We start from the raw sequence: 21,940 nt of genomic DNA on the forward strand, positions 1-21,940 counted from the left end.
CGACGGTAGGTCAGGGACGCAAGCAGCGGCCATCGGCTGAGCGGACTCTCAGCCCCGTCCACGCCGGCTCTCAGGCCCAGCCCAGCTCGTGGAGGCGCTCGTCGTCGATGCCGAAGTGGTGGGCGATCTCGTGCACCACGGTCACCGCGACCTCGTCGATGACGTCGTCGTCGTTGTCGCAGATGCGCAGGATCGGGTTGCGGTAGATGAGGATGCGGTCCGGCAGGACGCCGGAGTAGTCCCAGCCCCGGTCGGTGAGGGCGTGGCCCTCGTACAGGCCCAGCAGGTCCTCGCCCGGGGGTGGGTCGTCCTCGACGAGGATCACCACGTTGCTCATCAGGGCGAGCAGTTCCTCCGGTACCTCGTCGAGCGCCTCACCCACGAGGTCCTCGAACCGCTCCCGGCTCATCTCCACGGCCACCGCCCCATTGTCCCCGCCCCGCCGTTCCGCGTGGCCGGCGGCCGGGCGCGGAACGGCGAGGGACGGGTGTCAGGAGACGAGGCGGGCGTTCAGGGTGATCTCGGCGCCGGGAGAGAGCAGGCGGGAGATCGGGCAGTTCTGCTTCGCGGCCTCGGCCAGCTTGGCGAACTCGGCCTCGTCGATGCCGGGCACCGCGCCGACGGTGTCCAGCTCGATGCGGGTCACGGTCATGCCGGCGTCGGTCTTGTCCAGGTGCACCTTGGCGGTCGTCTCCACCGAGGTGGGGGTCGAACCGGCGTCGGCGAGCGCCTTGGAGAACGCCATCGAGAAGCAGCCGGCGTGCGCGGCCCCGATCAGCTCCTCCGGGTTCGTGCCCTCACCTTCCTCGAAGCGCGACTTGAAGGAGTAGTTCCCCTCCAGGCCGCCCTTGCCGGTGCGGACGGTGCCGGACCCCTCGGTGAGGTTGCCCTGCCAACGTGCGGAAGCGGTACGAATAGGCATGGCGATGACGCTAGTCGAAAGAAAACCGCCGGGCGACCGACCGGGTGGCCGCCGGCTTGCGCGGTTCGACCCGTCGGGTGCCGGCTGTGCCATGATTCGGCGTGGGTCCGCCGACGCGGAAGGGTGACCGATGTCGCACGAGATCTCCATCCCCCGGCAGGACGACCGGTCCGACGGCACCGCCGTCGTGGAGTGGGGCGGCGCCGACCGGAAACCCCGGGGCCGGTTCGGGCGGTCCCTCGCCGGGGTCGCCCGGGACCGCCGGCTGCCGGTCGTGCTGGCCGGTCTGGGAGCGGCGGCCGCGCTGGCCTCCCTGGTCGGCGAGTGGCTGGTGCTGACCCTGCCGAACTCGGGCCCGAACGGGGAGCTGATCCGGGTGCCCGAGGGGGTCTCGGAGATGGGTGGCTTCGGCACCGGATACCTCGTCGGACTGCTGGTGCTGAGCTGCGCGGTGGCGCTCGCGCTCCGCGGCACCCCGCCCGTACGGCCGAATGCCCGGATCGTCGGTCTCGCCCTGGCGGTGGCCCTCCTGGCCCTGCTCGCCGCGGCCGCCACGCACCTGGGTGACACCGACCGGCGCGCCCTGTACTACGGCGAGCAGGAGGGGTTCGCGATCGAGTACGGGCGGGGGCTGGTGACCGCCTTCGTCGCCTGCGTCCTCCTCGGCGCCGCGCTCTGGCCGACACCGTCGGACGCTCCGGTCGCGGCGGTGGGCACCACCGCGTCCCCCCGTCGACGTCGCTGGAGTGCCGACGACCCGGAGGCCGAGCTGCCCGCCCCGGCCGACCTGACCGTCGCGCCCACGATCCCCTTCGCCCGGCCGGAATCTCCCTCCTGACCTGCGCCGCCGGCCCTGACCGGCGGGCCACCGGAGGTGCCCCGGGCGTTGGTATCCGATTCGCCTGGAAGCCATGGTTGCGACCGGTTCCACGAGGTACGGTTGCTGCCCGCCGTCACTCCGGGTCCGAGCACCGGAACGGCTGGTTGCGACGGCGGCGGGCGAAGGAGGAACCATGACCCGCCCGGGCCTGCCCAAGCTGATCGCCACCGACCTCGACGGGACGCTCGTCCGCAGCGACGAGACGGTCTCCGCGTACACGCACGAGGTGCTCGACCGGGTGCGGGCCGCCGGGATCCCGGTGGTCGGCGCCACCGGCCGTGGTCCCCGGCTCACCGAGCTGACCCGCAACGACATCCGCGCCGCCGACTTCCTGGTGATGGCCGGTGGCGGCCGGGTGGTCGACCAGAGCGACCCCACGGGACCGGTGGTCCTGCGCGACGAGCGTCTCCGCGGCGACGTGCTGGCCGCCCTGCTGGCCGACCTGGAGGCCGCGGCCGGGCCGCTGACCGTGATGGTCGAGGCGTCCGACGAGCACGACGCGCCGCTCTGGGGCGACTACCACCCGAGCTGGCCCTACCAGGACCGGTTCGAGGCGCGCAGTCGTGCCGAGTGCCTCTCCTGTGACGTGATCAAGGCGTTCGCGCGGACCGCCGACCACCACGTGGACGAGCTGCTGGACGTCGCGCGGCAGATCATCCCGTCCGACGTGGCCACGCTGACCCAGGCCGGGCTCGGCTTCATCGAGATCTGCCCGCCGGGGGTCGACAAGGCGACCGGGTTGAGCGTGGTGGCGCAGAGCCTCGGCGTCGACCCCGCCGAGGTGCTGGTCTTCGGTGACATGCCCAACGACCTGCCGATGTTCTCCTGGGCCGGCTGGTCGCGGGTGGCGGTCTCCAACGCTCACCCGACGGTCCGTGCCGCCGCCGACGAGGTCACCCTGCGCAACGACGACGACGGTGTGGCGGTGTACCTGGATCGGCTACTGTCGCGCTGATGGGAGAGCGACCCCGGCTGATCGCCACGGACATCGACGGCACCCTGCTCCGGGACGACCGGACGCTCAGTCCGCGTACCGCCGCCGTGCTCGCGCGGCTCACCGCGCGCGGCACGCCGGTCGTCCTCGTCACCGGCCGCCCCATCCGTTGGCTCAAGCTGGTGTACGAGCAGCTGGCCGAACCGCTGCCGGCGGTCTGCGCGAACGGGGCGGTCGTCTACGACCCGGTGGACGACGAGGTCCTGCGCGCCGATCCGCTCGCCCCGGACCTGCTGGCGGAGGTGGCCCGGCGGCTGCGGGCGGAGGTGCCCGAGATCAGCTTCGCGGTGGAGATCGTGGACAGCCGGGAGATGCGGCACGAGGCGCACTACCCGCTGCGGTGGGACGCCGACCACGCCGCGATCCGGGCCGTGGCGACACCGGAGGAGCTGCTGGCCGCCCCGGCGGTGAAGCTGCTGGCCCGGGCCGGCGAGCAGGACCCGGACGCCTTCGTCGCGCTGGTCGCCGGGGCGGTGGCCGGGCTCGCCGAGGCGACCCACTCGTCGTACTCGGGGCTCGTCGAGATCTCGGGTGCGGGGGTGACCAAGGCGGCCGGGCTGGCCTGGTACTGCGCCCGGCACGGCATCGACGCCGCCGACGTGCTGGCCTTCGGGGACATGCCCAACGACCTGCCGATGCTCACCTGGGCCGGCCGGGCGGTCGCGGTGGCCAACGCGCACCCCGCCGTCCTGGCGGTCGCCGACGAGGTGACGGCGGCCAACACGTCCGACGGCGTGGCCGCGTACCTGGAGAAGGCTTTCGGGGTGGGGTGAGCGGCCGGCCGGCCCGCGACCGGCCGGCCGCCGACGGTCACAGGTACTGGCCGGTGCTGTGTCCCTCGCCGCCCTGCGGCTGGCCCATGCCGGGCATGCCCGGCATCACGCCGCCGGGACCGCTGGGCAGCGCCTGCCGGCCGGAGCGCATCTGCTCCAGTTGCACCCGGGCAGCCATCTGCTGTGCCACCAGGGCCGCCTGGATGCCGTGGAACAGGCCCTCCAGCCAGCCGACGAGCTGGGCGTGCGCGATGCGCAGCTCGCCTTCGCTGGGCGCCTTCTCCTCGGTGAAGGGCAGCGAGATGCGTTCCAGCTCCTCCCGCAGCTCGGGGGCGAGCCCCTCCTTCAGCTCCACGATCGAGCGCTCGTGGATCTCCCGCATCCGGTGCCGGCTGGCGTCGTCCAGCGGCGCGGCCTTGACCTCCTCCAGCAGCTGCTTGATCATGCTGCCGATCCGCATCACCTTGGCCGGCTGCTCGACCAGTCGGGTCGGGTCCTCGCCGCCGCCCTCGTCGGCCTGCACGGTGCCGACCGGTTGGCCGTCCGGGCCGATCACCACGACCGTGCCCGAGTGTCCGGTGCCGTCCTGCTCCGGCTCGTCGTTCTCTCCCGCGGAGTGCGTCTGGGTCATGGCACCCATCTTTACCCAGCCGAGCCCGCCCGTGCGCCTCGGGACCGACTCCCGGCGGGCATCCGCGGCGTGAGCCGCGCTACGGTCGCGCCATGTCCGCCGACCCACGCGCCGTGCTCAGCCGTCCCACCCCGGCGCCGGACGCGACCATCGCCTACGGCGACCATCCGGACCAGGTGGCCGACCTGCGCCGCCCGGCCGGCTCCGGTCCGGCCCGGCCGCTCGTCGTGGTGGTGCACGGAGGCTTCTGGCGGGCGGAGTACGACCGCCGGCACACCGGACCACTGGCCACCGCCCTGGCCGCGCTCGGGCACCCGGTGGCCCAACTGGAGTACCGCCGGACCGGCCAGCCCGGCGGCGGCTGGCCCGGCACGTTCACGGACGTCCTGACCGGCGTGACGGAGCTGCCCCGGCTCGCGGCGGAGGCGCTGCCCGGGCGGGTGGCTCCCGGTCCGCCGGTCCTGGTCGGGCACTCCGCGGGCGGCCACCTCGCCCTGTACGTGGCGGCGACCGCGCCCGCCGCGGTGGCCGGCGTCCTGGCCCTGGCCCCGGTGTCGGACCTGGCCGAGGCGTACCGGCTGGATCTGGACTCCGGCGCGGTGGCCGCGCTCCTCGGTGGCGGCCCGGACGACGTGCCCGAGCGGTACGCGGCCGCCGATCCACGGATGCTGGTGCCGCTTCGGCAACGCACAGTAGTCGTCCACGGAACGCTGGACCGGCAGGTGCCGGTCGCCATGAGTCGCGATCTTGTCGCCGCCGGACAGGCGGCCGGTGCCGAAGTCGCGCTCGTTGAGCTGCCGTTTTGCGAGCATTTCGGGCTCATCGACCCGGAGTCGGAGGCGTGGCCGCACGTTGCCACTGGGTTGCGGAATCTACTTAAAGATCACTAGGGATTGACGGAGCGTCGTCAACCAGGTAGAACGCCGGAGGGGCGCTGACCGCCCAGCAACGCTTCCGGGGGAAGGAACTCGGTGTCGCAAATGAACCGCAGGCGAGCACTCAAGCTGCTGGCCGCGCTCGGTACGACCGGACTGGTGGCCGCCTGCGGCTCGGACGAGGACCCGGGAGGCGCCTCGCTCGGCGACGGACGCCCGATCAAGATCGGCCTCGTCGTGCCGACGTCCGGCGGGTTCAAGGCGATCGGCGACGAGATCGCCAACGGGTTCCAACTCTTCCTGGAGCTGCAGGACCGGAGACTGGGTGGGCACCCCGTCGAGCTGCTCACCGCCGACGAGGGCGCGAGCGGAGCGACCGGCAAGGCGGCCGTCGAATCGCTGCTCAAGCAGGGGGTGCTGGCCCTCACCGGTGTGGCCAACCCGGCCGTCATGTTCGGCATCCGGGACACCGTCGAGCAGGCCCGGGTGCCACTGATCGGCTCCAACGCGTCGCCGACCAGCCTGCAGAGCGTCGTCTACATCTGGCGCACCTCGTACGTGCTGGACGAGGTGGGCCGGGCCCTCGGGCAGCACATGCGCCGCCAGCTCAAACCGTCGGAACAGGTCGCGATCATCATGCCGGAGACGCCGGCCAGCCAGGACGTGCTGCGCGGCTTCCGGGTGGAGTTCGGCGAGACCGACCGGCGGATCAAGGACGCGGTCGTGTGGACCAAGGACGTCGCCAACCCGTCGAAGAGCGCGTTCGTGTCGGACATCAGGCGGGCGATCAACCGCACACCGAAACCGACCGCGATCTTCTGTCACTACGACGGGGCGACGGCGGTCGAGTTCATCCGGCAACTGCGTGGCGAGGGCTACCGGGGCAAGGTCTACGCCCCCGGTTTCCTCACCGAGGGCCGGGTGCTGGAGAGCTTCGCCGAGAGCCCGGCGACGGCGCTGGGCATCCAGACCGCGCTGAACTACTCGGCCGACCTCAGCAACACGGCCAACCGGGTCTTCGCCTCCGCGTACCGCAAGAAGCACAACACCACCCCGACCACGTACGCGATGGCGTCGTACGACGCCGCGCAGGTGCTGGACCAGGCGATTCGCCTGGCCGGGGAGAACCCCACCTCGCAGCAGCTCAACCTGGCCCTGGGCAAGATCGGTCAGATCGACAGCCCGCGCGGCACCTGGCAGTTCAACCAGCCACGTACCCCGCAGCAGAAGTGGTACCTCCGCGAGGTCCAGCTCGACGGTCAGGTGCTCTCCAACGTCCTGATCAACGAGCTCGCCACGCTCGGCTGAGCCCCGTACGACGAAGGGCCGGCCCCGGGTGGGGCCGGCCCTTCGTCGTCGCGTCCGGTCAGTGGCGCAGCTCGGCGATGCAGCACTTCACGCTGCCGCCGCCCTTCTTCAGCTCACCCAGCTCCACCGGCACCGGGTGGTAGCCGGCGGCCTTGAGCTTGCCCGCGAGCCGCGTCGCCTCGCTGTTGAGCACGACGTTGAGGCCGTCGCTGACCAGATTCAGGCCGAAGGCGAGCGCGTCGGAGTCGTCGGCGATCACCGCGTCCGGGAAGAGCTGCGTCAGGACCCTCTGGCTGGCTGCCGAGAAGGCGCCCGGGTAGTAGACGACGTTCTCGTCGTCGATCGAGGCGAGCGCGACGTCCAGGTGGTAGAAGCGCGGGTCGACCAGGCGCAGCGACACCACCGGCCGGCCGAGCGCCTCCTGCGCCTCGGCGTGCGCCGGCAGCTCGGTGCGGAAGCCGTGGCCCGCGAGGACCAGGCCGCCGTGGGCTTCCGGCAGGTACGCGAAGTCACCCTCGCCCTCGTTGGTCTCGCTCGGCGCGATGAACCGCCAGCCCTGCGACTCGTAGAAGGCCCGGTGCGCGGCGGCCTCGGCGGCCCGCTGCTCGTGCTTGAACTGCGCGCCGTACACGGTGCCGTCGACGACGAACGCGCCGTTGGCCGCGAAGACCATGTCCGGCAGGCCCCGCTCCGGGGTCAGCAGGTGCACGTCGTGACCGAGGCCGCCCAGGGTCTCCCGCAGACGGTCCCACTGCTTGACCGCCAACTCCGCGTCGACCGCGGTGGTGACGTCCATCCACGGGTTGATCGCGTACTCGACCGCGAAGTGCTCAGGCGAGCACATGAGATATGTCCGCTTTCGCGAGACTCGCTGCTGGTTCACGGTGACTAAGGGTAGGTACCGTAGAACTTTGGTAACAGCCAGAACCGTTGCTTCCCAGAGGCGGAACGTTGCAGATAGATGCCGTAGACCAGCGGATCATTGCGTTGCTCGTCGCCGACGCCCGTGCCTCGTACGCGGACATCGGACAACGGGTGTCGCTCTCCGCACCGGCGGTCAAACGACGGGTCGACCGGCTGCGGTCCGCCGGGGTCATCAAGGGATTCACGGCCGTCGTGGACCCGGCCGCCGTCGGCTGGACCACCGAGGCGTTCGTCGAGCTGTTCTGCGCCGGCCGGACCACCCCCGTGCAGATCGGCGTGGCCGTCCGCCGGCACCCCGAGGTGGTCGGGGCGTACACGGTCTCAGGCGAGGCCGACGCCCTCGTGCACCTGCGGGCCGCCGACATCGCACACCTGGAGGCGGCGTTGGAGCGGCTGCGTGCCGAGTCCTTCGTCACCTCGACCCGCAGCACGATCGTGCTCTCCCGGCTGGTCGAGTCCCCGGGCGTCGGCCCGTCCACCGGCTGACCCGAACACCTGCCGGGAACACCGGCTGCCGATCGGTCGGATTCTCCGGAACCCGGCGGGGGTCCGCCGCGTCCGATCGACCATGAAACGGGGCATGCTCACCGGCGGGGCGCTGCTGACCCTCGCCCTGCTCTCCGGGAGCGCGACCACCTTCCAGGCCGCCGACCGGTCGGCCACCGGAGCCGTTGGGGCGTCCGCTGCCGATCCGGCGATGTCCGCCCCCCGACCGGTCTCCTACGAGTCCTGCGCCGAGGCGCTGGCCGACCTCCGGTCGGCGGCCTCCGCCTCGGTCGGCCCGTGGGGCTTCTCCGGCGAGGACACCACGTGGACCGGGAGGCGCCTCGGCGGCCCGATGCTGGCCGGAGCGGCCCGCGCGGACGGCGACGCCCCCGAGCACTCCACGACCAACATCCAGGAGGTCGGCGTCGACGAACCCGACCTGGTCAAGACCGACGGGCGGCGCATCGTCACGGTCACCGGCCAGGTCCTGCGGGTGGTCGATCCGGCGACCCGCCGCGTCGTCGGCCGGCTGGACCTGACCGCCGACCCGGAGAACCGCTGGGGACGCAACGAGCTGCTGCTGCACGGCGACCGGGCGCTGGTGCTCTCCGACGTCCCCACGCCGGTACGGCCGGGTGGCGAGCGACTCGACGGCCCGAGGCTCGGCGGCACCGAGCTGATCCTGGTGGACCTCGCCGGCACTCCGCGCGTGCTCGGGACGTACCGGATCCAGGGCCACCGGCTGGACGCCCGCCAGACCGGCGGCACCGCACGCGTGGTGGTCCGGTCCGCCGCCCGCGTCATCTTCCCGCCCTTCGACGGCCGGAAGGACAACCCCGACGCCCGCGCGACCGAGGCGAACCGGGCGGTGGTGGCCACCGCCGGCCTCGACGCCTGGCTGCCGGCGTACGAGTGGACGGCCGGCTCGCAGCGGCACACCGGGCGGATCGGCTGCGACCGGCTGACCCGGACGGAACGGGCCACCGGCTCCGGCGTGCTCACCGTGCTCAGCTTCGACCTCGGCGGCGGCCGGCTCGGTGACGGCGACCCGGTCAGCATCGCCACCCACGCGGACGCCGTCTACGCCACCGGGGACAGCCTCTACCTGGCCGGCGCGCGGGAGGTGGGTGACCGGCCGGACCCGCGACGCTGGATCCGCCCCAGCGGCAAGCTGGCCACCGACATCCACCGGTTCGACACGAGCGCACCGGGCCGCCCCCGGTACGCCGCCGCCGGCTCCGTACCGGGTTGGCTGGTCAACCGGTACGCAATGTCGGAGTGGCAGGGTCACCTGCGGGTGGCGACCACCACCGAGGCCGGCGGACGCACCTCCGAGTCCGGGGTTCACGTGCTGCGGCAGCAGGGGGCCACACTCGTCCCGGTCGGCACGGTCACCGGCCTCGGCCGGGGAGAGCGGATCTACTCGGTGCGCTACCTCGGCGCCACCGCACACGTGGTGACGTTCCGGCGCACCGACCCGCTCTACACCCTCGACCTGACCGAACCGGCCGCGCCGCGGGTCACCGGAGAGCTGAAAATCACCGGCTACTCGTCGTACCTGCACCCGGTGGCCGACGGGCGGCTGCTCGGTGTGGGCCAGGAGGCGGACACCAGCGGGCGGGTGCGGGGCGTACAGGTCTCCCTCTTCGACGTGCGCGACCCGACCCGACCGACCCGGCTGGACCAGTGGCACGACCCCGACGGCGTGTCGGCGGCCGAGTACGACCCGCACGCCTTCCTGCACGACCCGTCGACCGGGCTGGTGGCCGTCCCGGTCGGCGACGGCGTACGCCTGCTGCGGGTGACCGGCGACGCTCTCACCGAACACGGCACGGTGTCCCACCCGTCCGTCACACGGTCGCTGCTGGTCGGCGGCGTGCTGTGGACGGTCTCCGAGACCGGCCTGCGGGCGAGCGACCCGACCACCGCCCGGAGCCTCACCTGGCTCCCCTCGACCTGACCCTCCCTCCCCCGGTGGGTGGGGCCCGGTTTCATTCGGGGTTACCGGGCTCCACCCACCGTCAGCGGGGCAGGGGTGTCACAGGTACATGCCGGTGCGGTGTTCGCCCTGGTCGCTTTTCGTAGGCTTGTCGCCCTCGCCGAAGAAGCGCTTGCCGCCGAACTCGCCGTGCAGCCGGTCGTCCAGCTCGTCCGCGAGACCGGTCATCACCTGCACGGCGAGCATCAGGTGGGTGGCCTGGAAGTTCCGCCCGAACACCGGGATCGACGCCCACACCGTGTCGTCGGCGCAGTAGAGCCGGCCGATCGGCATCCGGTTGGTCAGCTCGGACAGCTTCACGTACAGCCGCTCGGTCGGCTCCACCTCGGTCAGGATCGGGGAGAACACGTCGACCAGGGGCGGGTTGTCCCGCACCCGTACGAAGACCATGGCCGAGCCGGCGCGGATGGTGATGTCGCCGTCCGAGTCGACCTGGAGGCGGTCCTCGTCCGACTTGAGCATCGTCGAGACGACCGTGCGGACCCGCTCCGGCAGCCCCAGCACGTCGTCCCCGGCGGGCTGCGCGGCGGCCTTCGCCAGCGCCTCGTCCAGGTCGGCCTCGACGTTCCGGTCCGGGCCGAACTCGCTGCGGGCGGTGCCCAGCGGCCCGCTCTCCAGCGGCTCGCCCTCGGCGTCGTGGATCAGGTAGACCAGGAAGGCCGGGTGCGGGGCGCCGTAGACGTCCCGCAGGGTCCGGGAGAAGAGCGCCGCCAGCTTGGTGGTCTCCTCGGCGCCGCCGTGCAGCCCGAAGTGCTCGCCGGAGCCCTCCAGCACGCCCGGCGGGGACCAGCCCAGCGCGACCATGTCCGCCACCGCGGCCCGGTCCAGGCGGTAGCCCTCCGGGAGGCTCGCGTTGCCCACCGCGCGGGCCGCCACTGCCCGGTCCGCTCCCACGTCGATGCTGATCGAGTAGACGGCGTCACCCGTACCGGAGGCGGTCGGGTCGAGGGTCAACCCGACGTGGGAACCGCCGGGCAGCGCGGCCAGCCGCTCGGCCAGCGCCCGCGCGAACTCCCGCCACGCCTGCGTCACCTTCTCCCGCAGGTCTGCCGTGGTCGGCTCGTCGAGCAGGATCGACTCGTGGTGCTCCGGCAGGCTGCCGGGCGATTCACCAGCCGGCGCCGAGGGGTGGTCTGCCGTCATGATCGCCTCCGTCCGTCAAGGTCACCCTACCCACGGAACCGGGGTCACGAATCAACGCCGGCCGGGATCGGACACCGTCGGCGGACCGGTCAGGCCGGACTCTCGCCGGGACGTTCGGCGCCGAGTTCCACCGGCCAGGTGGCGGCGAGGTCGCGGAGCCGGGCCGCGGCGCCGGCCGGGTCCGCGCCACGACCGACCGCGAGCCCCAGGAGGTACGCGCTGACCGGCGCGCCCGGCCGCAGAACCTGGTGCGCCACGTCCCGGGCCAGGTCGAGCACGGCGGGCACCGGCACCTGCGCGGGGTCGAGCCCCAACTCGGCGCAGGCCGCCGTGATCCAGTCGTCCATCACCGTCATCGCGCCCACTCCTCCGCCCGGCGTACGTCCTCGTCAGTGTCGCAGTCGAACCACGGCGGCGGGCCGTCCGAGGACCACGGCACCTCGACGACGGTCAGCCCGGCGAGCAGCGCCCGCAGCGGAGCCCCGGCGAGCACCCCACCCCGCTCGGCGGCGAGCCGGTCCAGGGCGGCCCGCAGCGCGTCGACCCGCCACACCCCGCACAGGGTCTGCCGCCGCCCGTCAGCGTCGACGAAGCAGACCCCGTCGATCGTCGCGGCGTCACTCCCGCCCGGCGCTGACGCCCGCGTGTCGGCCGAGGTCGCTTCGGCGGGCTGCGGAGCGTCGAGGTGGCCGAGCAGGTGGCCGATCGCATCGCGGGTGAGCAGCGGGAGGTCGGCGGCGAGCACCGCCACCACGGTGGTCGTCGCCGGCAGCAGATCCAGCCCGGCGGCGAGCGCGGCCACCGGTCCGCCGCCGGGGGGTTGCTCCCGGGTGACCAGTACCCCGTCGAGCGCGGCCACTGATCCGCCGGGCGGCTGCCCGCCACCGACCAGCGCCCCGGCCGACGCCCCGGCCGACGTCCCGGGCGCCGGGCCGACCAGGATCCGCGGATCGGCGTCCGGCACCGCCGCCAGCACCCGGTCCCGCATCGGTCGGCCGGCGACCGGTCGGGCCGGCTTGTCCGTCCCACCCATGCGTCGGGCGGCGCCACCCGCCAGCACCACCGCCGCGTATCCACCCATCCGGACACGGTAACCCCGCGACGCCCTCCGGAGACGTGTTGATCGACTCGGTATCAGTGACGTCGAGTTGATCTTTTGGTGGCAGGTGCCGCGTCGCACGGGACCGGTGCGGGACGGGGAGCGGGTGCCGCGGGGGCGTGGGCGAGGCAGGATGGCGGGATGGGACGGGCGACTGGCCGCCGGGGCGTACTCCGGATCGACCTCGACGCGGTGGCCGAGGGCCGCACACCGGTACGCCGGCCGGACAGCCTCGCCGGGGAGGAACCGCTGGAGATCCGGGTGGGCGCGGCCGGTCCCGGTCGACGTCGACCGCTGGCCGTCACCATGCGGACGCCCGGCGACGACCTGGACCTGGCGATCGGGTTTCTGCTCACCGAGGGCCTGATCCGGTCGACCGACGACGTGCTCACCGCGCAACTCTGCGCCGGCACGGAGACACCCAACACGTACAACGTGGTGGACGTCGCGCTCGCTCCCGGCGTGCCGGAACCCACCACGGACCCGGCGCGGAACTTCTACACGACCAGCTCGTGCGGGGTGTGCGGGAAGGCGAGCATCGACGCGGTACGTACCCGGTCGATCTTCGCGGTGGCCGACGACCCGCTGCGTGTCCCGGCGGCGGTCCTGGCCGACCTTCCGGAGCGGCTGCGTACGGCGCAGCGGGGCTTCGACCGCACCGGCGGCCTGCACGCGGCGGGGTTGTTCGCCGCCGACGGGGAGTTGGTGGTGCTGCGCGAGGACGTCGGCCGGCACAACGCCGTGGACAAGGTGGTCGGCTGGGCGGTTCGTGAGCGGCGGCTGCCGCTGGCCGGGCACGTGCTGCTGGTGAGCGGGCGGGCCAGCTTCGAACTGACGCAGAAGGCCTGGATGGCCGGATCGCCGCTGCTCGCGGCGGTGTCCGCGCCCAGCACCCTGGCCGCGGACCTCGCCGACGAGGCCGGCATCACCCTGGTCGGCTTCCTGCGGGACCGGACCATGAACGTCTACGCCCACCCGGAGCGCGTCACGACGTGACGCCGTCGCCGCGGCGGACCCGTTCGCGCCGCCGGCCGCGTCACGATCCCCAGCGGTCGAGCGCGTCGAACAGGTCGAGGCGGGTGGCGGCGTCGCGGGCCAGCAGGAAGCCGGCGATGGCGAGGACCCAGCCCAGCGTGCTGCCGGACGTCCGGGTGATCCAGTCGTTGAGCCGGGCCAGCAGCGGCTCGATCCGCCCGGGCCGCGCCACCCGCGCGGCCAGCAGCAGGACCGCGGGCAGCACCATCACCAGGCAGTAGCCGGCGAGCAGGCCCACGACTCCGGCCGCTCCCACGCCGGAGGTGGCCAGCAGGCCGACCGCGCCGAGGTACGGCAGCATCGTCGCCACCTCCGCGAGCGCCGCGAACAGGGCCAGCCCGACCAGCCACCGCGCCGAGGCGTCGCCGGCCGTGGCCCGGTCCCGCCAGCGCAGCACACCGCCCGTACGCGTCTTCCGCTTTCCGCCGTACCGGAAGCTCAGCAGGAACAACGCGACACCGAGTACCAGTTGCGCCCAGAGCACCGGCCGGTTGTCGAGCGCTCCTCCGAGCGCGTCGGCCAGCCGGCTGCCGCCTGCGAACAGGAGCAGGCCGACGACGAAGTAGAAGGCGGTGATGGTGCCCAGGTAGGTCAGGATCCGCCGGACGCTGACCGGCCCCGGCGCGAGCAGCAGCCAGACCGGGATGAAGAGGGTGCCGATGCTGGTGCTGTCGACCAGCGCCAGACCGGCGAGGGACAGCAGCAGGCCGGCGCTCACGCCGGAACCGTTCGGTGTGCGACCACCTGATCATCCTCCGGCCGTTCCAGGCAGACGGACTCGTCCGTCGGCACGAAGATCGCGTACATCGTTCCACGCGGTGGCACGTCCGTCCGACGTCGCCGTCGCCGGCCGTGGTCGGTCGGTCGACGGCGAGGATGCTCCACCCGGCCGGCAGCACCGTGGCGGCGGGTGGCACCACCACTCGTCGGATGGTCAGCGGGGGCCACGGTCACTTCTCCGCCGCCGACGGCGGACCACACCGGGGACACCGACCGCCGGCCATCCGTCCAGCCGGGCCGGTGGTACACCGTGCCGGAGCAGGTCGTCCAGGAGCCGGGCCAGCGAGTGGTCGGGGTGCAGGGCCAGCGTCCGTTCCAGGGCCACGGCCGCCAGCGCACCCTGCCCCGCCTGCCAGGCGGCGAACGCCAGCAGGGCGCCCGGAGCGGCGACGAACTCCGGCTCGGCGCGTCGGAGCACATCGGCCCAGAGCGCGATGTCCTCGTCCCGACCGTCGGTGCGTTCCCAGGCGAAGTCCCGGACCGTCACGTCGGTCAGGAGCAGTGCCAACCACGCCACCTCGTCGTCGGTGAGTCGTCGCCCCCGCCGCTGTCCCCGCAGCGCGAGGCGCACCGCGGCCGTTCCGGCGACCCGTACCGACCGGCCCGACGTCAGGTCGGTGCGCGAGGCCCGGTCGAGCAGGTCGGTGAGCCGGCGTTCGGCGCGTTCCGCCGCCCGCGTCAGGGCGGCGCGGTCGGCCCCCTGGACCGGGGCGACCTGCGCGACGAGGGCGGCGCGGTCGGGCAGGGCGACCTGACCGGCGAAGACCGCCGCCGCGGTGACCGCACTGGCCGACACGTCGTACGGGGTGCCGTCGGGCGGGCAGCACTCCGGCTCGGCGCAGAGGTACGACCAGTACCGGCCGTCGGTGACCCGGAGGGCGTCGAGGACCGGGATGCCCTCGTCGGCGAGGGCGGCGCGTATCGCGTCGACACCGGGCGTGACCCGGGTCGCCGGCCCGTAGCCGAGCACCGTGGCGGTCTCGGCGGCCTGGCGGGCGACCACGACGGCCAGGTGCCGGGCGGGTGTGACGGGGTCGGCGGGAGCGGGCAGGTCGAGCCGGGCGGCGAAGGTGACCCGGCGGCCCCGCATCGCCACCACCACCAGGCTGTCGGTCGGGTGGAAACCGAGCAGGTACGGCACGGCGGCGACGAGGTCGGCGGGGGAACGGACGGCGAGCCGGGGGGCGTCGGTCGAGGTCATGTCCGCAGCCTGCGGTCCTGCGGGGCGCTCCGACAGGCCCTGTGGACGACACGCGGGTCATCCACAGTCACGCAGCGTGTTCCCGCAGCTCACGCCGTTTCGCCTGCGGGCGGCGGTCCTCCCGTCGTCGGTGTCAGGGGTTACGTTGCCTTGCATGGATCTGGCGTACCTGCGGACGCACCCCGAGCACCTGCCGACGTTCCTGACCCACCAGCGGATCCGGGAGACGCCGGTGTCGGGGGGCGACATCTGTTCCGCCGCACGCCTCACCCTGGACGACGGCCACTCGGTCTTCGCGAAAACCTGGCCGGAGACCGCCGCCCGGCCGGCGCCGGAGGGCTTCTTCGCCACCGAGGCGGCCGGACTGCGCTGGCTGCGGGAGGCGGGGACGGTGGCCGTACCGGAGGTGGTGGTGGCATTGCCGGATTTGCTGGCGCTGGAATGGGTCGATCCGGGCGAGCCGAGTGCGGAAGCGGCCGAGCGGTTCGGCCGGGACCTGGCCGGGATGCACCGGGCCGGTGCGCCGGCGTTCGGGGCGGCGTGGCCCGGTTTCATCGGTGCGCTCCCGGCCGACAACACCCCGCACGGGGGCCCGTGGTCGAGCTGGTTCACCGAGCGCCGGCTCCTGCCGTACCTGCGGATGTCGGTCGACAACGGCGCGCTGACCGGCGCCGAGAGCGGAACCGTCGAGGCGGTGGTCGCGCGGATCTCCGACGTCGGCGGGGACGAGCCGCCGGCCCGCATCCACGGTGACCTGTGGCCCGGCAACGTGCTCTGGGGCGCCGACGACCGGGTGTGGCTGGTCGACCCGGCGGCGCACGGCGGGCACCGGGAGACCGACCTCGCGCAGCTCGCGCTCTTCGGCGCTGTCCCGCACCACGACCGGATCATCGCCGCGTACGACGAGGCGTGGCCGCTCGCCGACGGGTGGCGTCAGCGGGTGGCGCTGCACCAGCTCCACCTGATGCTCGTGCACACCGCCCAGTTCGGCGGGGCGTACCGCGATGCGGTCGCCCGGACCGCCCGGGAAGCCCTGACCGGGCTCGGGCGCGCTACGGTCGACGGGTGAGCGCCGCCCCGCCGACCGTCGGCGTCCTCGTCGACCGGTACGGCCGCGTCGCCCGGGACCTCCGGGTCTCCCTGACCGACAAGTGCAACCTGCGCTGCACGTACTGCATGCCGGCCGAGGGCCTGCCCTGGCTGGCCGGGCCGCAGCTCCTGAGCGACGACGAGATCGTCCGGTTGATCCGGGTGGCGGTGCAGCAGCTCGGGGTGACCGAAGTGCGGTTCACCGGCGGCGAGCCGCTGATCCGGCCCGGTCTGGTGGGCATCGTGGCGGCGGTCGCCGCGCTGGAGCCTCGCCCCCGCATCTCGCTGACCACCAACGGCATCGGCCTGGACCGGCTCGCCCCGACCCTGCGGGCCGCCGGTCTGGACCGGGTGAACGTGTCGCTCGACACGCTGGACCGGGAGCGGTTCACGCGGCTGACCCGGCGGGACCGCCTGGACGACGTCCTGGCCGGGCTGGCCGGTGCGGCGAACGCCGGGCTCACCCCGGTCAAGGTCAACTCGGTGCTGATGCGGGGCGTCAACGACGACGAGGCGCCGGCCCTGCTGCGGTTCGCCCTCGACCACGGCTACGAGCAACGGTTCATCGAGCAGATGCCGTTGGACGCCCAGCACGGCTGGGACCGCACGACGATGGTGACCGCCGACGAGATCCTCGCCGCCCTCAAGCAGGAGTTCACGCTGGTCGCCGATCCGGCCGAGCGGGGCGCGGCGCCGGCCGAGACGTGGCTGGTCGACGGCGGCCCGGCCCGGGTCGGCGTGATCGCCAGCGTGACCCGGCCGTTCTGTGGCGACTGCGACCGGACCCGGCTGACCGCCGACGGCCAGATCCGGAACTGCCTCTTCGCCACCGAGGAGTCCGACCTGCGCGGTGCGCTGCGGGCCGGGGCGGACGACGCGGAGCTGGCCGGGCGGTGGCAGGCCGCGACGCGGGGCAAGCGGGCCGGCCACGGCATCGACGACCCGACCTTCCTGCAGCCGGCCCGGCCGATGTCGGCGATCGGAGGCTGAGCGTGGACGACGCACGACCGGCCGCGGCGGAGCGGCCGGGGGCGGCCGGGACGCTGACCGTCCGCTACTTCGCGGGGGCGCGCGCGGCGGCCGGCCGCACCGAGGAGACCGCATCCGCCGGTCGTTGCCTGGACGAACTCCTCATCGACCTGTCCGCGCGGCACGGCGACCGGCTGGCCGGCGTGCTGCGGGTGGCGAGCTTCCTGGTCGACGGCGTGACCTGTCATGATCGTCAGGCACCGCTTCCGGCCGGGGCCACGATCGACGTGCTGCCCCCCTTCGCGGGCGGCTGAGGGAGGCCCACGTGTTGGCGGTAGTCGGGTTCGTGGCCACACTCGGCCTCATCACCGGACTGATCCACCTCTACCTCTGGAAGCGGCTGGTGCGGGACACCACCGTGCCGGGGCGCTGGCGGCGGGTCGGCGGGATCACCGCCCTGGTGCTGGCGCTGCTCGTGCCGGCCACGATGGCGGGCACCCAGGCCGGGCTCTACTGGCTCGCGTGGCCGGGCTACCTCTGGCTCGCGGTCATGTTCTACCTGCTCGTCCTGATGGTGGCGTTGGAGATTCCGATGCTGGTGGCCCGGCTGGTGGTGCGCCGCCGGTTGACCGCCGCCGAGCCGACCACGGCCGCGCCGGAACCGGCCCTGGTCGGGGCCGCGGGCCCCGCCGACCCGCCGGCCACCGACGCCGTCACCCCGGCCGACCACGACCCGGACCGCCGGTTGCTGCTCACGCGCGGTGCGGCGATCTTCGCGGGGCTCACCGCCACCGGCCTGACCGGGTACGGCATCCGCAACGCCCTCGGCCCGCCGGAGCTGGACCGGGTGCGGATCCCGCTGGCCAAGCTTCCCCGCAGCATGGACGGCCTGCGGATCGCGACGGTCTCCGACATCCACCTCGGCCCGTTGCGCGGACGGGCGCACACCGAGCGGATCGTGGCCGCCATCAACCGCCTGGACGCCGACATCGTCGCGGTCGTCGGCGACATGGTCGACGGCTCGGTCGCCGAGTTGGGGCCGGCGGCGGCGCCCCTGCGCGACCTGCGTTCCCGGTACGGCAGCTACTTCGTCACCGGCAACCACGAGTACTACTCCGGCGTGGAGGAGTGGGTCCGGGAGGTGGACCGGCTCGGGCTGCGCGTCCTCCAGAACCGGCGCGTCGAGATCGCGGCCCGGGGCGGCGTGCTCGACCTGGCCGGCGTCAACGACGCCACGGCCGCGGGCACCGGCGTGGCCGGGCCGCCGGACTACGCGGCGGCGCTGGGTGACCGCGACCCGAGCCGCCCGGTCGTGCTCCTCGCGCACCAGCCGGTCGCCGCGTTCGACGCGGCGAAGTTCGGCGTGGACCTGCAGTTGTCCGGCCACACCCACGGCGGCCAGATGGTGCCCTTCAACTACCTGGTCAAGCTCCAGCAGCCGGTGGTGTCCGGGCTCGGGGAGGTCGACGGCACGAAGGTGTACGTGACCAACGGCGCCGGCTTCTGGGGCCCGCCGGTCCGGGTCGGGGCCAACCCCCAGATCACCCTGGTGGAGCTTCGATCGGCATAGCGCAGCTCACCTCCGAGCGTGGCGGCCGGGCGGTGTCTGGCCGGTCGTGACAGGATGCGGCGTGCCTCCGTTCAGCGCCGCACCCCCCGGTGGCCTCCCGCCCTTCGTCGCGGACCTGCACATCCACTCGAAGTACTCCCGCGCGTGCAGCCGCGACCTGACCCTGCCGAACCTGGGCTGGTGGGCCCGGCGCAAAGGCATCGCGGTCCTGGGCACCGGCGACTTCACCCACCCCGCCTGGTACGACCACCTGCGCGAGACGCTGCACCCGGCCGAGCCCGGCCTGCACCGGCTCAGCCCGGAGGCGGAGCGGGACATCGCCCGGCGGCTCCCGCCCCGACTGGCGAGCGAGGCCGAGACGGACGCGGTGCGGTTCATGCTCAGCGTGGAGATCTCCACGATCTACAAGCGTGACGACCGGACGCGCAAGGTGCACCACCTGATCTACCTGCCCGACCTGGACGCGGTGGCCCGGTTCAACACGGCACTGGGGCGGATCGGCAACCTCGGCTCGGACGGCCGGCCGATCCTCGGCCTGGACAGCCGGGACCTGCTGGAGATCACCCTGGAGGCGAGCGCCGACGGCTATCTCGTGCCGGCGCACATCTGGACGCCGTGGTTCTCCGCGCTGGGCTCGAAGTCCGGCTTCGACGCGATCGCCGACTGCTACGCCGACCTCGCCGAGCACATCTTCGCGGTGGAGACCGGCCTCTCGTCCGACCCGGAGATGAACTGGCGGGTCGCCAGCCTGGACCGCTACCGGCTGGTGTCGAACTCCGACGCACACTCGCCCCCCGCGCTGGCCCGGGAGGCGACCGTCTTCGACTCCGCCCGCGACTACTTCGCGATCCGCGAGGCCCTGCGGACCGGGGAAGGGCTGGCCGGGACGATCGAGTTCTTCCCGGAGGAGGGCAAGTACCACGCCGACGGGCACCGGCTCTGCGGCGTCAACTGGTCGCCGGAGCGGACCCGGGAGGCGGGCGGGCGCTGCCCGGAGTGCGGCAGGCCGCTGACCGTCGGGGTGCTGAGCCGGGTCGAGGAACTGGCCGACCGCCCGGAGGGGCACCGACCGGCGCACGCCCCGGACGTCACCCACCTGGTGCAGCTCGCCGAGATCCTCGGGGAGATCAACAGGGTGGGCGCCCGGTCGAAGAAGGTCGAGGGGAAGCTCCACGACCTGGTCGCCGCGCTCGGCCCGGAGCTGGAGATCCTCACCCGTACGCCACTGGACGAGATCGGCCGGGTCGGCGGCGAACTGCTCGCCGAGGGGATCGGCCGGCTGCGGCGCGGCGACGTACGCCGGGTTCCCGGCTACGACGGCGAGTACGGCGTCATCTCCCTCTTCGACCCCGCCGAGCTGGGCGGCCCGGGCGACGCCGCCGCGCAGGAGACACTCTTCGACGTACCCGTGCCCGCGCAGCGACGCCCCGCGGAGCCGGCCGGCACCGCGAAGCCCCGGCGCCCGACGGCGGCCGTGAAGGCCGCGCCGAAGCGCCGGGCCGCGCCGCCGCCCCCACCCCCGATCGCTCCCCCGCCCTCGCCGCACGAGCCGTTCGAGCCGATGCTGGCCGGCATGGAGGAGGTCGGCACCGGCCTGCTGGACCGGCTGGACGCGATGCAGCGGGTGGCGGCGTCCGCACCGGGCGGGCCGCTGCTCATCGTGGCCGGGCCCGGCACCGGCAAGACCCGGACGCTGACGCACCGGATCGCGTACCTGTGTGCGGAGCTGAACGTCTTCCCGGAGCAGTGCCTGGCGATCACGTTCACCCGGCGGGCCGCCGAGGAGCTGCGCCACCGCCTCGACGGGCTGCTCGGGCCGGTCGCCGAGGACGTCACCGTCGGCACGTTCCACTCACTCGGCCTGGCCGTCCTGCGGGAGAACGCGGCGGCCGCCGGCGTGCCGGCGGACTTCCGGATCGCCGACGACGCGGACCGGGCGGCGGCGCGGAGCGAGGCCGGCGACGACCCGGCCCGCTACACGGCGCTGCTGCGCAAGCAGGACCTGGTGGACCTGGACGAGCTGCTGACCCTGCCGGTGGCGCTGCTGCGGGGCGACCGGAAGCTGGTGGAGCGCTACCGGGAGCGCTGGCGGTGGATCTTCGTCGACGAGTACCAGGACGTCGACGCCGTCCAGTACGAGCTGCTGCGGCTGCTCAGCCCCGCCGACGGCAACCTCTGCGCCATCGGCGACCCGGACCAGGCGATCTACTCGTTCCGGGGCGCCGACGTCGGGTACTTCCTGCGCTTCTCGCAGGACTTCACCGACGCCCGGCTGGTCCGGCTCAACCGCAACTACCGCTCCTCGGCGCCGATCCTGGCCGCCGCGGTGCAGGCCATCGCGCCGTCGTCGCTGGTCCGCGGCCGGCGACTGGACCCGGCCCGGCTCGACCCGGAGGCCCCGATGGTCGGCCGCTACTCCGCGGCCTCCGTCGCCGACGAGGCCGACTTCGTGGTCCGTACCGTCGACGAGCTGGTCGGCGGGCTGTCCCACCGTTCGCTCGACTCCGGCCGGATCGACGGCCGGTCCACCACGCTGTCGTTCTCCGACATCGCCGTGCTCTACCGCACCGACTCCCAGGCGGCGCCGATCGTGGACGCCCTGTCCCGGGCGAACATCCCGGTGCAGAAGCGCTCGCACGACCGGCTGCGCGACCGGCCCGGCGTGGCCGCCATCGCGCGCGAGCTGCGCCACGCCGACGGGCTGGACGGCTCGTTGGCCGCCCGCGTACGCCTCGCCGGACAGGTGGTCGCGGAGCGCTTCGCGGTGCCGACGCTGGACGGCGCCGGCGCGGTCCGGCCGGAGGACGTCCGCTCCGCGGTCGACCTGTTGACCCCGCTGGCCCGGCGCTGCGGCGACGACCTGGAGCTGTTCCTGTCCCAGCTCGCCACCGGCGCGGAGGTCGACGCGCTCGACCCGCGCGCCGAGGCGGTCACCCTGCTCACCCTGCACGCCGCGAAGGGCCTGGAGTTCCCGGTGGTGTTCCTGGTCGGCGCGGAGGACGGGCTGCTGCCGCTGCGCTGGCCCGGCTCCGAGCCGGACGCGGACGCGGTCGCCGAGGAACGCCGGCTGTTCTTCGTCGGGCTGACCCGCGCCCAGGACCGCCTCTACGTCAGCCACGCGGCGCGGCGGGTGCGACACGGGTCGGAACGCGAGTGCCGCCCGTCGCCGTTCCTCGACGTCATCGACCCGGGGCTGTTCGAGCGCTTCGGCGAGGCCGAACCCCGCCGGCCGAAGGACCGCCAGCTCCGCCTCATCTGAGGT

General features: G+C 73.7%; 22 protein-coding genes. 13 read left to right on the forward strand and 9 right to left on the reverse strand.

Features of this window, described 5'->3' with window-relative positions:
• Positions 1 to 70: 70 nt before the first annotated feature.
• Complete coding sequence (locus ACIBR0_RS06210; protein WP_357032790.1) at positions 71 to 415, reverse strand: metallopeptidase family protein; 345 nt, start codon at positions 413 to 415, stop codon at positions 71 to 73.
• Positions 416 to 490: 75 nt separating this feature from the next.
• Complete coding sequence (locus tag ACIBR0_RS06215) at positions 491 to 922, reverse strand: OsmC family protein (protein WP_357032778.1); 432 nt, start codon at positions 920 to 922, stop codon at positions 491 to 493.
• A gap of 130 nt (positions 923 to 1,052) precedes the next feature.
• Between ACIBR0_RS06215 and ACIBR0_RS06220 the strand changes: the two genes are divergently transcribed.
• The 3 genes from ACIBR0_RS06220 (at position 1,053) to ACIBR0_RS06230 (ending at position 3,569) form a co-directional block, all read left to right on the forward strand.
• On the forward strand, positions 1,053 to 1,760 hold the full coding sequence (locus ACIBR0_RS06220) for a hypothetical protein (protein WP_396712960.1): 708 nt from the start codon (positions 1,053 to 1,055) through the stop codon (positions 1,758 to 1,760).
• A 175-nt stretch (positions 1,761 to 1,935) separates the two neighbouring features.
• The gene (locus ACIBR0_RS06225; protein ID WP_396712961.1) at positions 1,936 to 2,757 is read left to right on the forward strand and encodes an HAD family hydrolase; all 822 of its coding nucleotides are present in this window, start codon (positions 1,936 to 1,938) and stop codon (positions 2,755 to 2,757) included.
• Positions 2,757 to 3,569: an HAD family hydrolase gene (locus ACIBR0_RS06230; protein WP_396712962.1), complete on the forward strand. Its 813-nt coding sequence runs from the start codon at positions 2,757 to 2,759 to the stop codon at positions 3,567 to 3,569. The genes ACIBR0_RS06225 and ACIBR0_RS06230 overlap by 1 nt, the downstream gene beginning before the upstream one ends.
• 37 nt (positions 3,570 to 3,606) lie before the next feature.
• On the opposite strand, the gene ACIBR0_RS06235 is transcribed toward ACIBR0_RS06230, so the two are convergent.
• Positions 3,607 to 4,209, reverse strand: a complete 603-nt coding sequence (locus ACIBR0_RS06235) for a bacterial proteasome activator family protein (RefSeq protein WP_396712963.1) — start codon at positions 4,207 to 4,209, stop codon at positions 3,607 to 3,609.
• A gap of 83 nt (positions 4,210 to 4,292) precedes the next feature.
• Here ACIBR0_RS06235 and ACIBR0_RS06240 point away from each other — a divergent pair, with 83 nt between their 5' ends.
• Together ACIBR0_RS06240 and ACIBR0_RS06245 are read left to right on the forward strand one after the other, a co-directional pair.
• Positions 4,293 to 5,090, forward strand: coding sequence for an alpha/beta hydrolase family protein (locus tag ACIBR0_RS06240; protein WP_396712964.1), 798 nt, complete (start codon positions 4,293 to 4,295; stop codon positions 5,088 to 5,090).
• An 81-nt stretch (positions 5,091 to 5,171) separates the two neighbouring features.
• Positions 5,172 to 6,383, forward strand: coding sequence for an ABC transporter substrate-binding protein (locus ACIBR0_RS06245; RefSeq protein ID WP_396712965.1), 1,212 nt, complete (start codon positions 5,172 to 5,174; stop codon positions 6,381 to 6,383).
• A gap of 58 nt (positions 6,384 to 6,441) precedes the next feature.
• On the opposite strand, the gene ddaH is transcribed toward ACIBR0_RS06245, so the two are convergent.
• Entirely contained in the window at positions 6,442 to 7,266 is an 825-nt protein-coding gene (gene ddaH / locus ACIBR0_RS06250; protein ID WP_396712966.1) for a dimethylargininase, read from the reverse strand.
• Between the two features lie 68 nt (positions 7,267 to 7,334).
• Between ddaH and ACIBR0_RS06255 the strand changes: the two genes are divergently transcribed.
• On the forward strand, positions 7,335 to 7,793 hold the full coding sequence (locus ACIBR0_RS06255) for an Lrp/AsnC family transcriptional regulator (RefSeq protein WP_357032753.1): 459 nt from the start codon (positions 7,335 to 7,337) through the stop codon (positions 7,791 to 7,793).
• A gap of 82 nt (positions 7,794 to 7,875) precedes the next feature.
• A complete protein-coding gene (locus ACIBR0_RS06260; protein ID WP_396712967.1) occupies positions 7,876 to 9,753 on the forward strand; it encodes a beta-propeller domain-containing protein in 1,878 nt (625 codons plus the stop codon).
• A gap of 78 nt (positions 9,754 to 9,831) precedes the next feature.
• Here ACIBR0_RS06260 and ACIBR0_RS06265 read toward each other — a convergent pair whose 3' ends face one another.
• The 3 genes from ACIBR0_RS06265 to ACIBR0_RS06275 all read right to left on the reverse strand — a co-directional run bounded on the left by ACIBR0_RS06265 (position 9,832) and on the right by ACIBR0_RS06275 (position 12,016).
• Complete coding sequence (locus ACIBR0_RS06265) at positions 9,832 to 10,935, reverse strand: T3SS (YopN, CesT) and YbjN peptide-binding chaperone 1 (RefSeq protein WP_396712968.1); 1,104 nt, start codon at positions 10,933 to 10,935, stop codon at positions 9,832 to 9,834.
• A gap of 89 nt (positions 10,936 to 11,024) precedes the next feature.
• On the reverse strand, positions 11,025 to 11,291 hold the full coding sequence (locus ACIBR0_RS06270) for a DUF6457 domain-containing protein (protein ID WP_357032745.1): 267 nt from the start codon (positions 11,289 to 11,291) through the stop codon (positions 11,025 to 11,027).
• Positions 11,288 to 12,016, reverse strand: coding sequence for a molybdenum cofactor guanylyltransferase (locus ACIBR0_RS06275; protein ID WP_396712969.1), 729 nt, complete (start codon positions 12,014 to 12,016; stop codon positions 11,288 to 11,290). Before ACIBR0_RS06275 ends, ACIBR0_RS06270 begins: the two co-directional genes overlap by 4 nt.
• 159 nt (positions 12,017 to 12,175) lie before the next feature.
• On the opposite strand from ACIBR0_RS06275, the gene fdhD reads away from it, so the two are divergent.
• Positions 12,176 to 13,030, forward strand: coding sequence for a formate dehydrogenase accessory sulfurtransferase FdhD (gene fdhD / locus ACIBR0_RS06280; protein WP_396712970.1), 855 nt, complete (start codon positions 12,176 to 12,178; stop codon positions 13,028 to 13,030).
• A 40-nt stretch (positions 13,031 to 13,070) separates the two neighbouring features.
• Here the strand turns inward: fdhD and ACIBR0_RS06285 are convergent, their stop codons facing one another.
• Together ACIBR0_RS06285 and ACIBR0_RS06290 are read right to left on the reverse strand one after the other, a co-directional pair.
• Entirely contained in the window at positions 13,071 to 13,787 is a 717-nt protein-coding gene (locus ACIBR0_RS06285) for a GAP family protein (RefSeq protein ID WP_396712971.1), read from the reverse strand.
• A gap of 216 nt (positions 13,788 to 14,003) precedes the next feature.
• Positions 14,004 to 15,050 carry a DUF4192 domain-containing protein gene (locus tag ACIBR0_RS06290; RefSeq protein ID WP_396712972.1) on the reverse strand — a complete coding sequence of 349 codons (1,047 nt, stop codon included), beginning with the start codon at positions 15,048 to 15,050 and terminating at the stop codon, positions 14,004 to 14,006.
• Between the two features lie 154 nt (positions 15,051 to 15,204).
• On the opposite strand from ACIBR0_RS06290, the gene ACIBR0_RS06295 reads away from it, so the two are divergent.
• The 5 genes from ACIBR0_RS06295 (at position 15,205) to ACIBR0_RS06315 (ending at position 21,937) form a co-directional block, all read left to right on the forward strand.
• Positions 15,205 to 16,119, forward strand: coding sequence for a fructosamine kinase family protein (locus ACIBR0_RS06295; RefSeq protein WP_396712973.1), 915 nt, complete (start codon positions 15,205 to 15,207; stop codon positions 16,117 to 16,119).
• Positions 16,116 to 17,129, forward strand: coding sequence for a GTP 3',8-cyclase MoaA (moaA, locus tag ACIBR0_RS06300; RefSeq protein ID WP_396712974.1), 1,014 nt, complete (start codon positions 16,116 to 16,118; stop codon positions 17,127 to 17,129). The genes ACIBR0_RS06295 and moaA overlap by 4 nt, the downstream gene beginning before the upstream one ends.
• A 2-nt stretch (positions 17,130 to 17,131) precedes the next feature.
• Positions 17,132 to 17,422 (forward strand): MoaD/ThiS family protein, encoded by a 291-nt coding sequence (locus ACIBR0_RS06305; protein WP_396712975.1) that lies wholly within the window; start codon positions 17,132 to 17,134, stop codon positions 17,420 to 17,422.
• Between the two features lie 11 nt (positions 17,423 to 17,433).
• Complete coding sequence (locus ACIBR0_RS06310) at positions 17,434 to 18,678, forward strand: metallophosphoesterase (RefSeq protein WP_396712976.1); 1,245 nt, start codon at positions 17,434 to 17,436, stop codon at positions 18,676 to 18,678.
• Positions 18,679 to 18,739: 61 nt separating this feature from the next.
• The gene (locus tag ACIBR0_RS06315) at positions 18,740 to 21,937 is read left to right on the forward strand and encodes a UvrD-helicase domain-containing protein (RefSeq protein WP_396712977.1); all 3,198 of its coding nucleotides are present in this window, start codon (positions 18,740 to 18,742) and stop codon (positions 21,935 to 21,937) included.
• Positions 21,938 to 21,940 lie beyond the last annotated feature (3 nt).

It is taken from the genome of Micromonospora sp. NPDC049497 (genome assembly GCF_044465805.1).
Taxonomy (GTDB): Bacteria; Actinomycetota; Actinomycetes; order Mycobacteriales; family Micromonosporaceae; genus Micromonospora.

Coding starts and splice junctions, on each gene's coding strand:
- ACIBR0_RS06215 (WP_357032778.1), bottom strand. CDS start 922: ATGCCTATTCGTACCGCTTCCGCACGTTGGCAGGGCAACCTCACCGAG.
- ACIBR0_RS06220 (WP_396712960.1), top strand. CDS start 1,053: ATGTCGCACGAGATCTCCATCCCCCGGCAGGACGACCGGTCCGACGGC.
- ACIBR0_RS06225 (WP_396712961.1), top strand. CDS start 1,936: ATGACCCGCCCGGGCCTGCCCAAGCTGATCGCCACCGACCTCGACGGG.
- ACIBR0_RS06230 (WP_396712962.1), top strand. CDS start 2,757: ATGGGAGAGCGACCCCGGCTGATCGCCACGGACATCGACGGCACCCTG.
- ACIBR0_RS06235 (WP_396712963.1), bottom strand. CDS start 4,209: ATGGGTGCCATGACCCAGACGCACTCCGCGGGAGAGAACGACGAGCCG.
- ACIBR0_RS06240 (WP_396712964.1), top strand. CDS start 4,293: ATGTCCGCCGACCCACGCGCCGTGCTCAGCCGTCCCACCCCGGCGCCG.
- ACIBR0_RS06260 (WP_396712967.1), top strand. CDS start 7,876: ATGAAACGGGGCATGCTCACCGGCGGGGCGCTGCTGACCCTCGCCCTG.
- ACIBR0_RS06265 (WP_396712968.1), bottom strand. CDS start 10,935: ATGACGGCAGACCACCCCTCGGCGCCGGCTGGTGAATCGCCCGGCAGC.
- ACIBR0_RS06270 (WP_357032745.1), bottom strand. CDS start 11,291: ATGACGGTGATGGACGACTGGATCACGGCGGCCTGCGCCGAGTTGGGG.
- ACIBR0_RS06275 (WP_396712969.1), bottom strand. CDS start 12,016: ATGGGTGGATACGCGGCGGTGGTGCTGGCGGGTGGCGCCGCCCGACGC.
- fdhD (WP_396712970.1), top strand. CDS start 12,176: ATGGGACGGGCGACTGGCCGCCGGGGCGTACTCCGGATCGACCTCGAC.
- ACIBR0_RS06290 (WP_396712972.1), bottom strand. CDS start 15,050: ATGACCTCGACCGACGCCCCCCGGCTCGCCGTCCGTTCCCCCGCCGAC.
- ACIBR0_RS06295 (WP_396712973.1), top strand. CDS start 15,205: ATGGATCTGGCGTACCTGCGGACGCACCCCGAGCACCTGCCGACGTTC.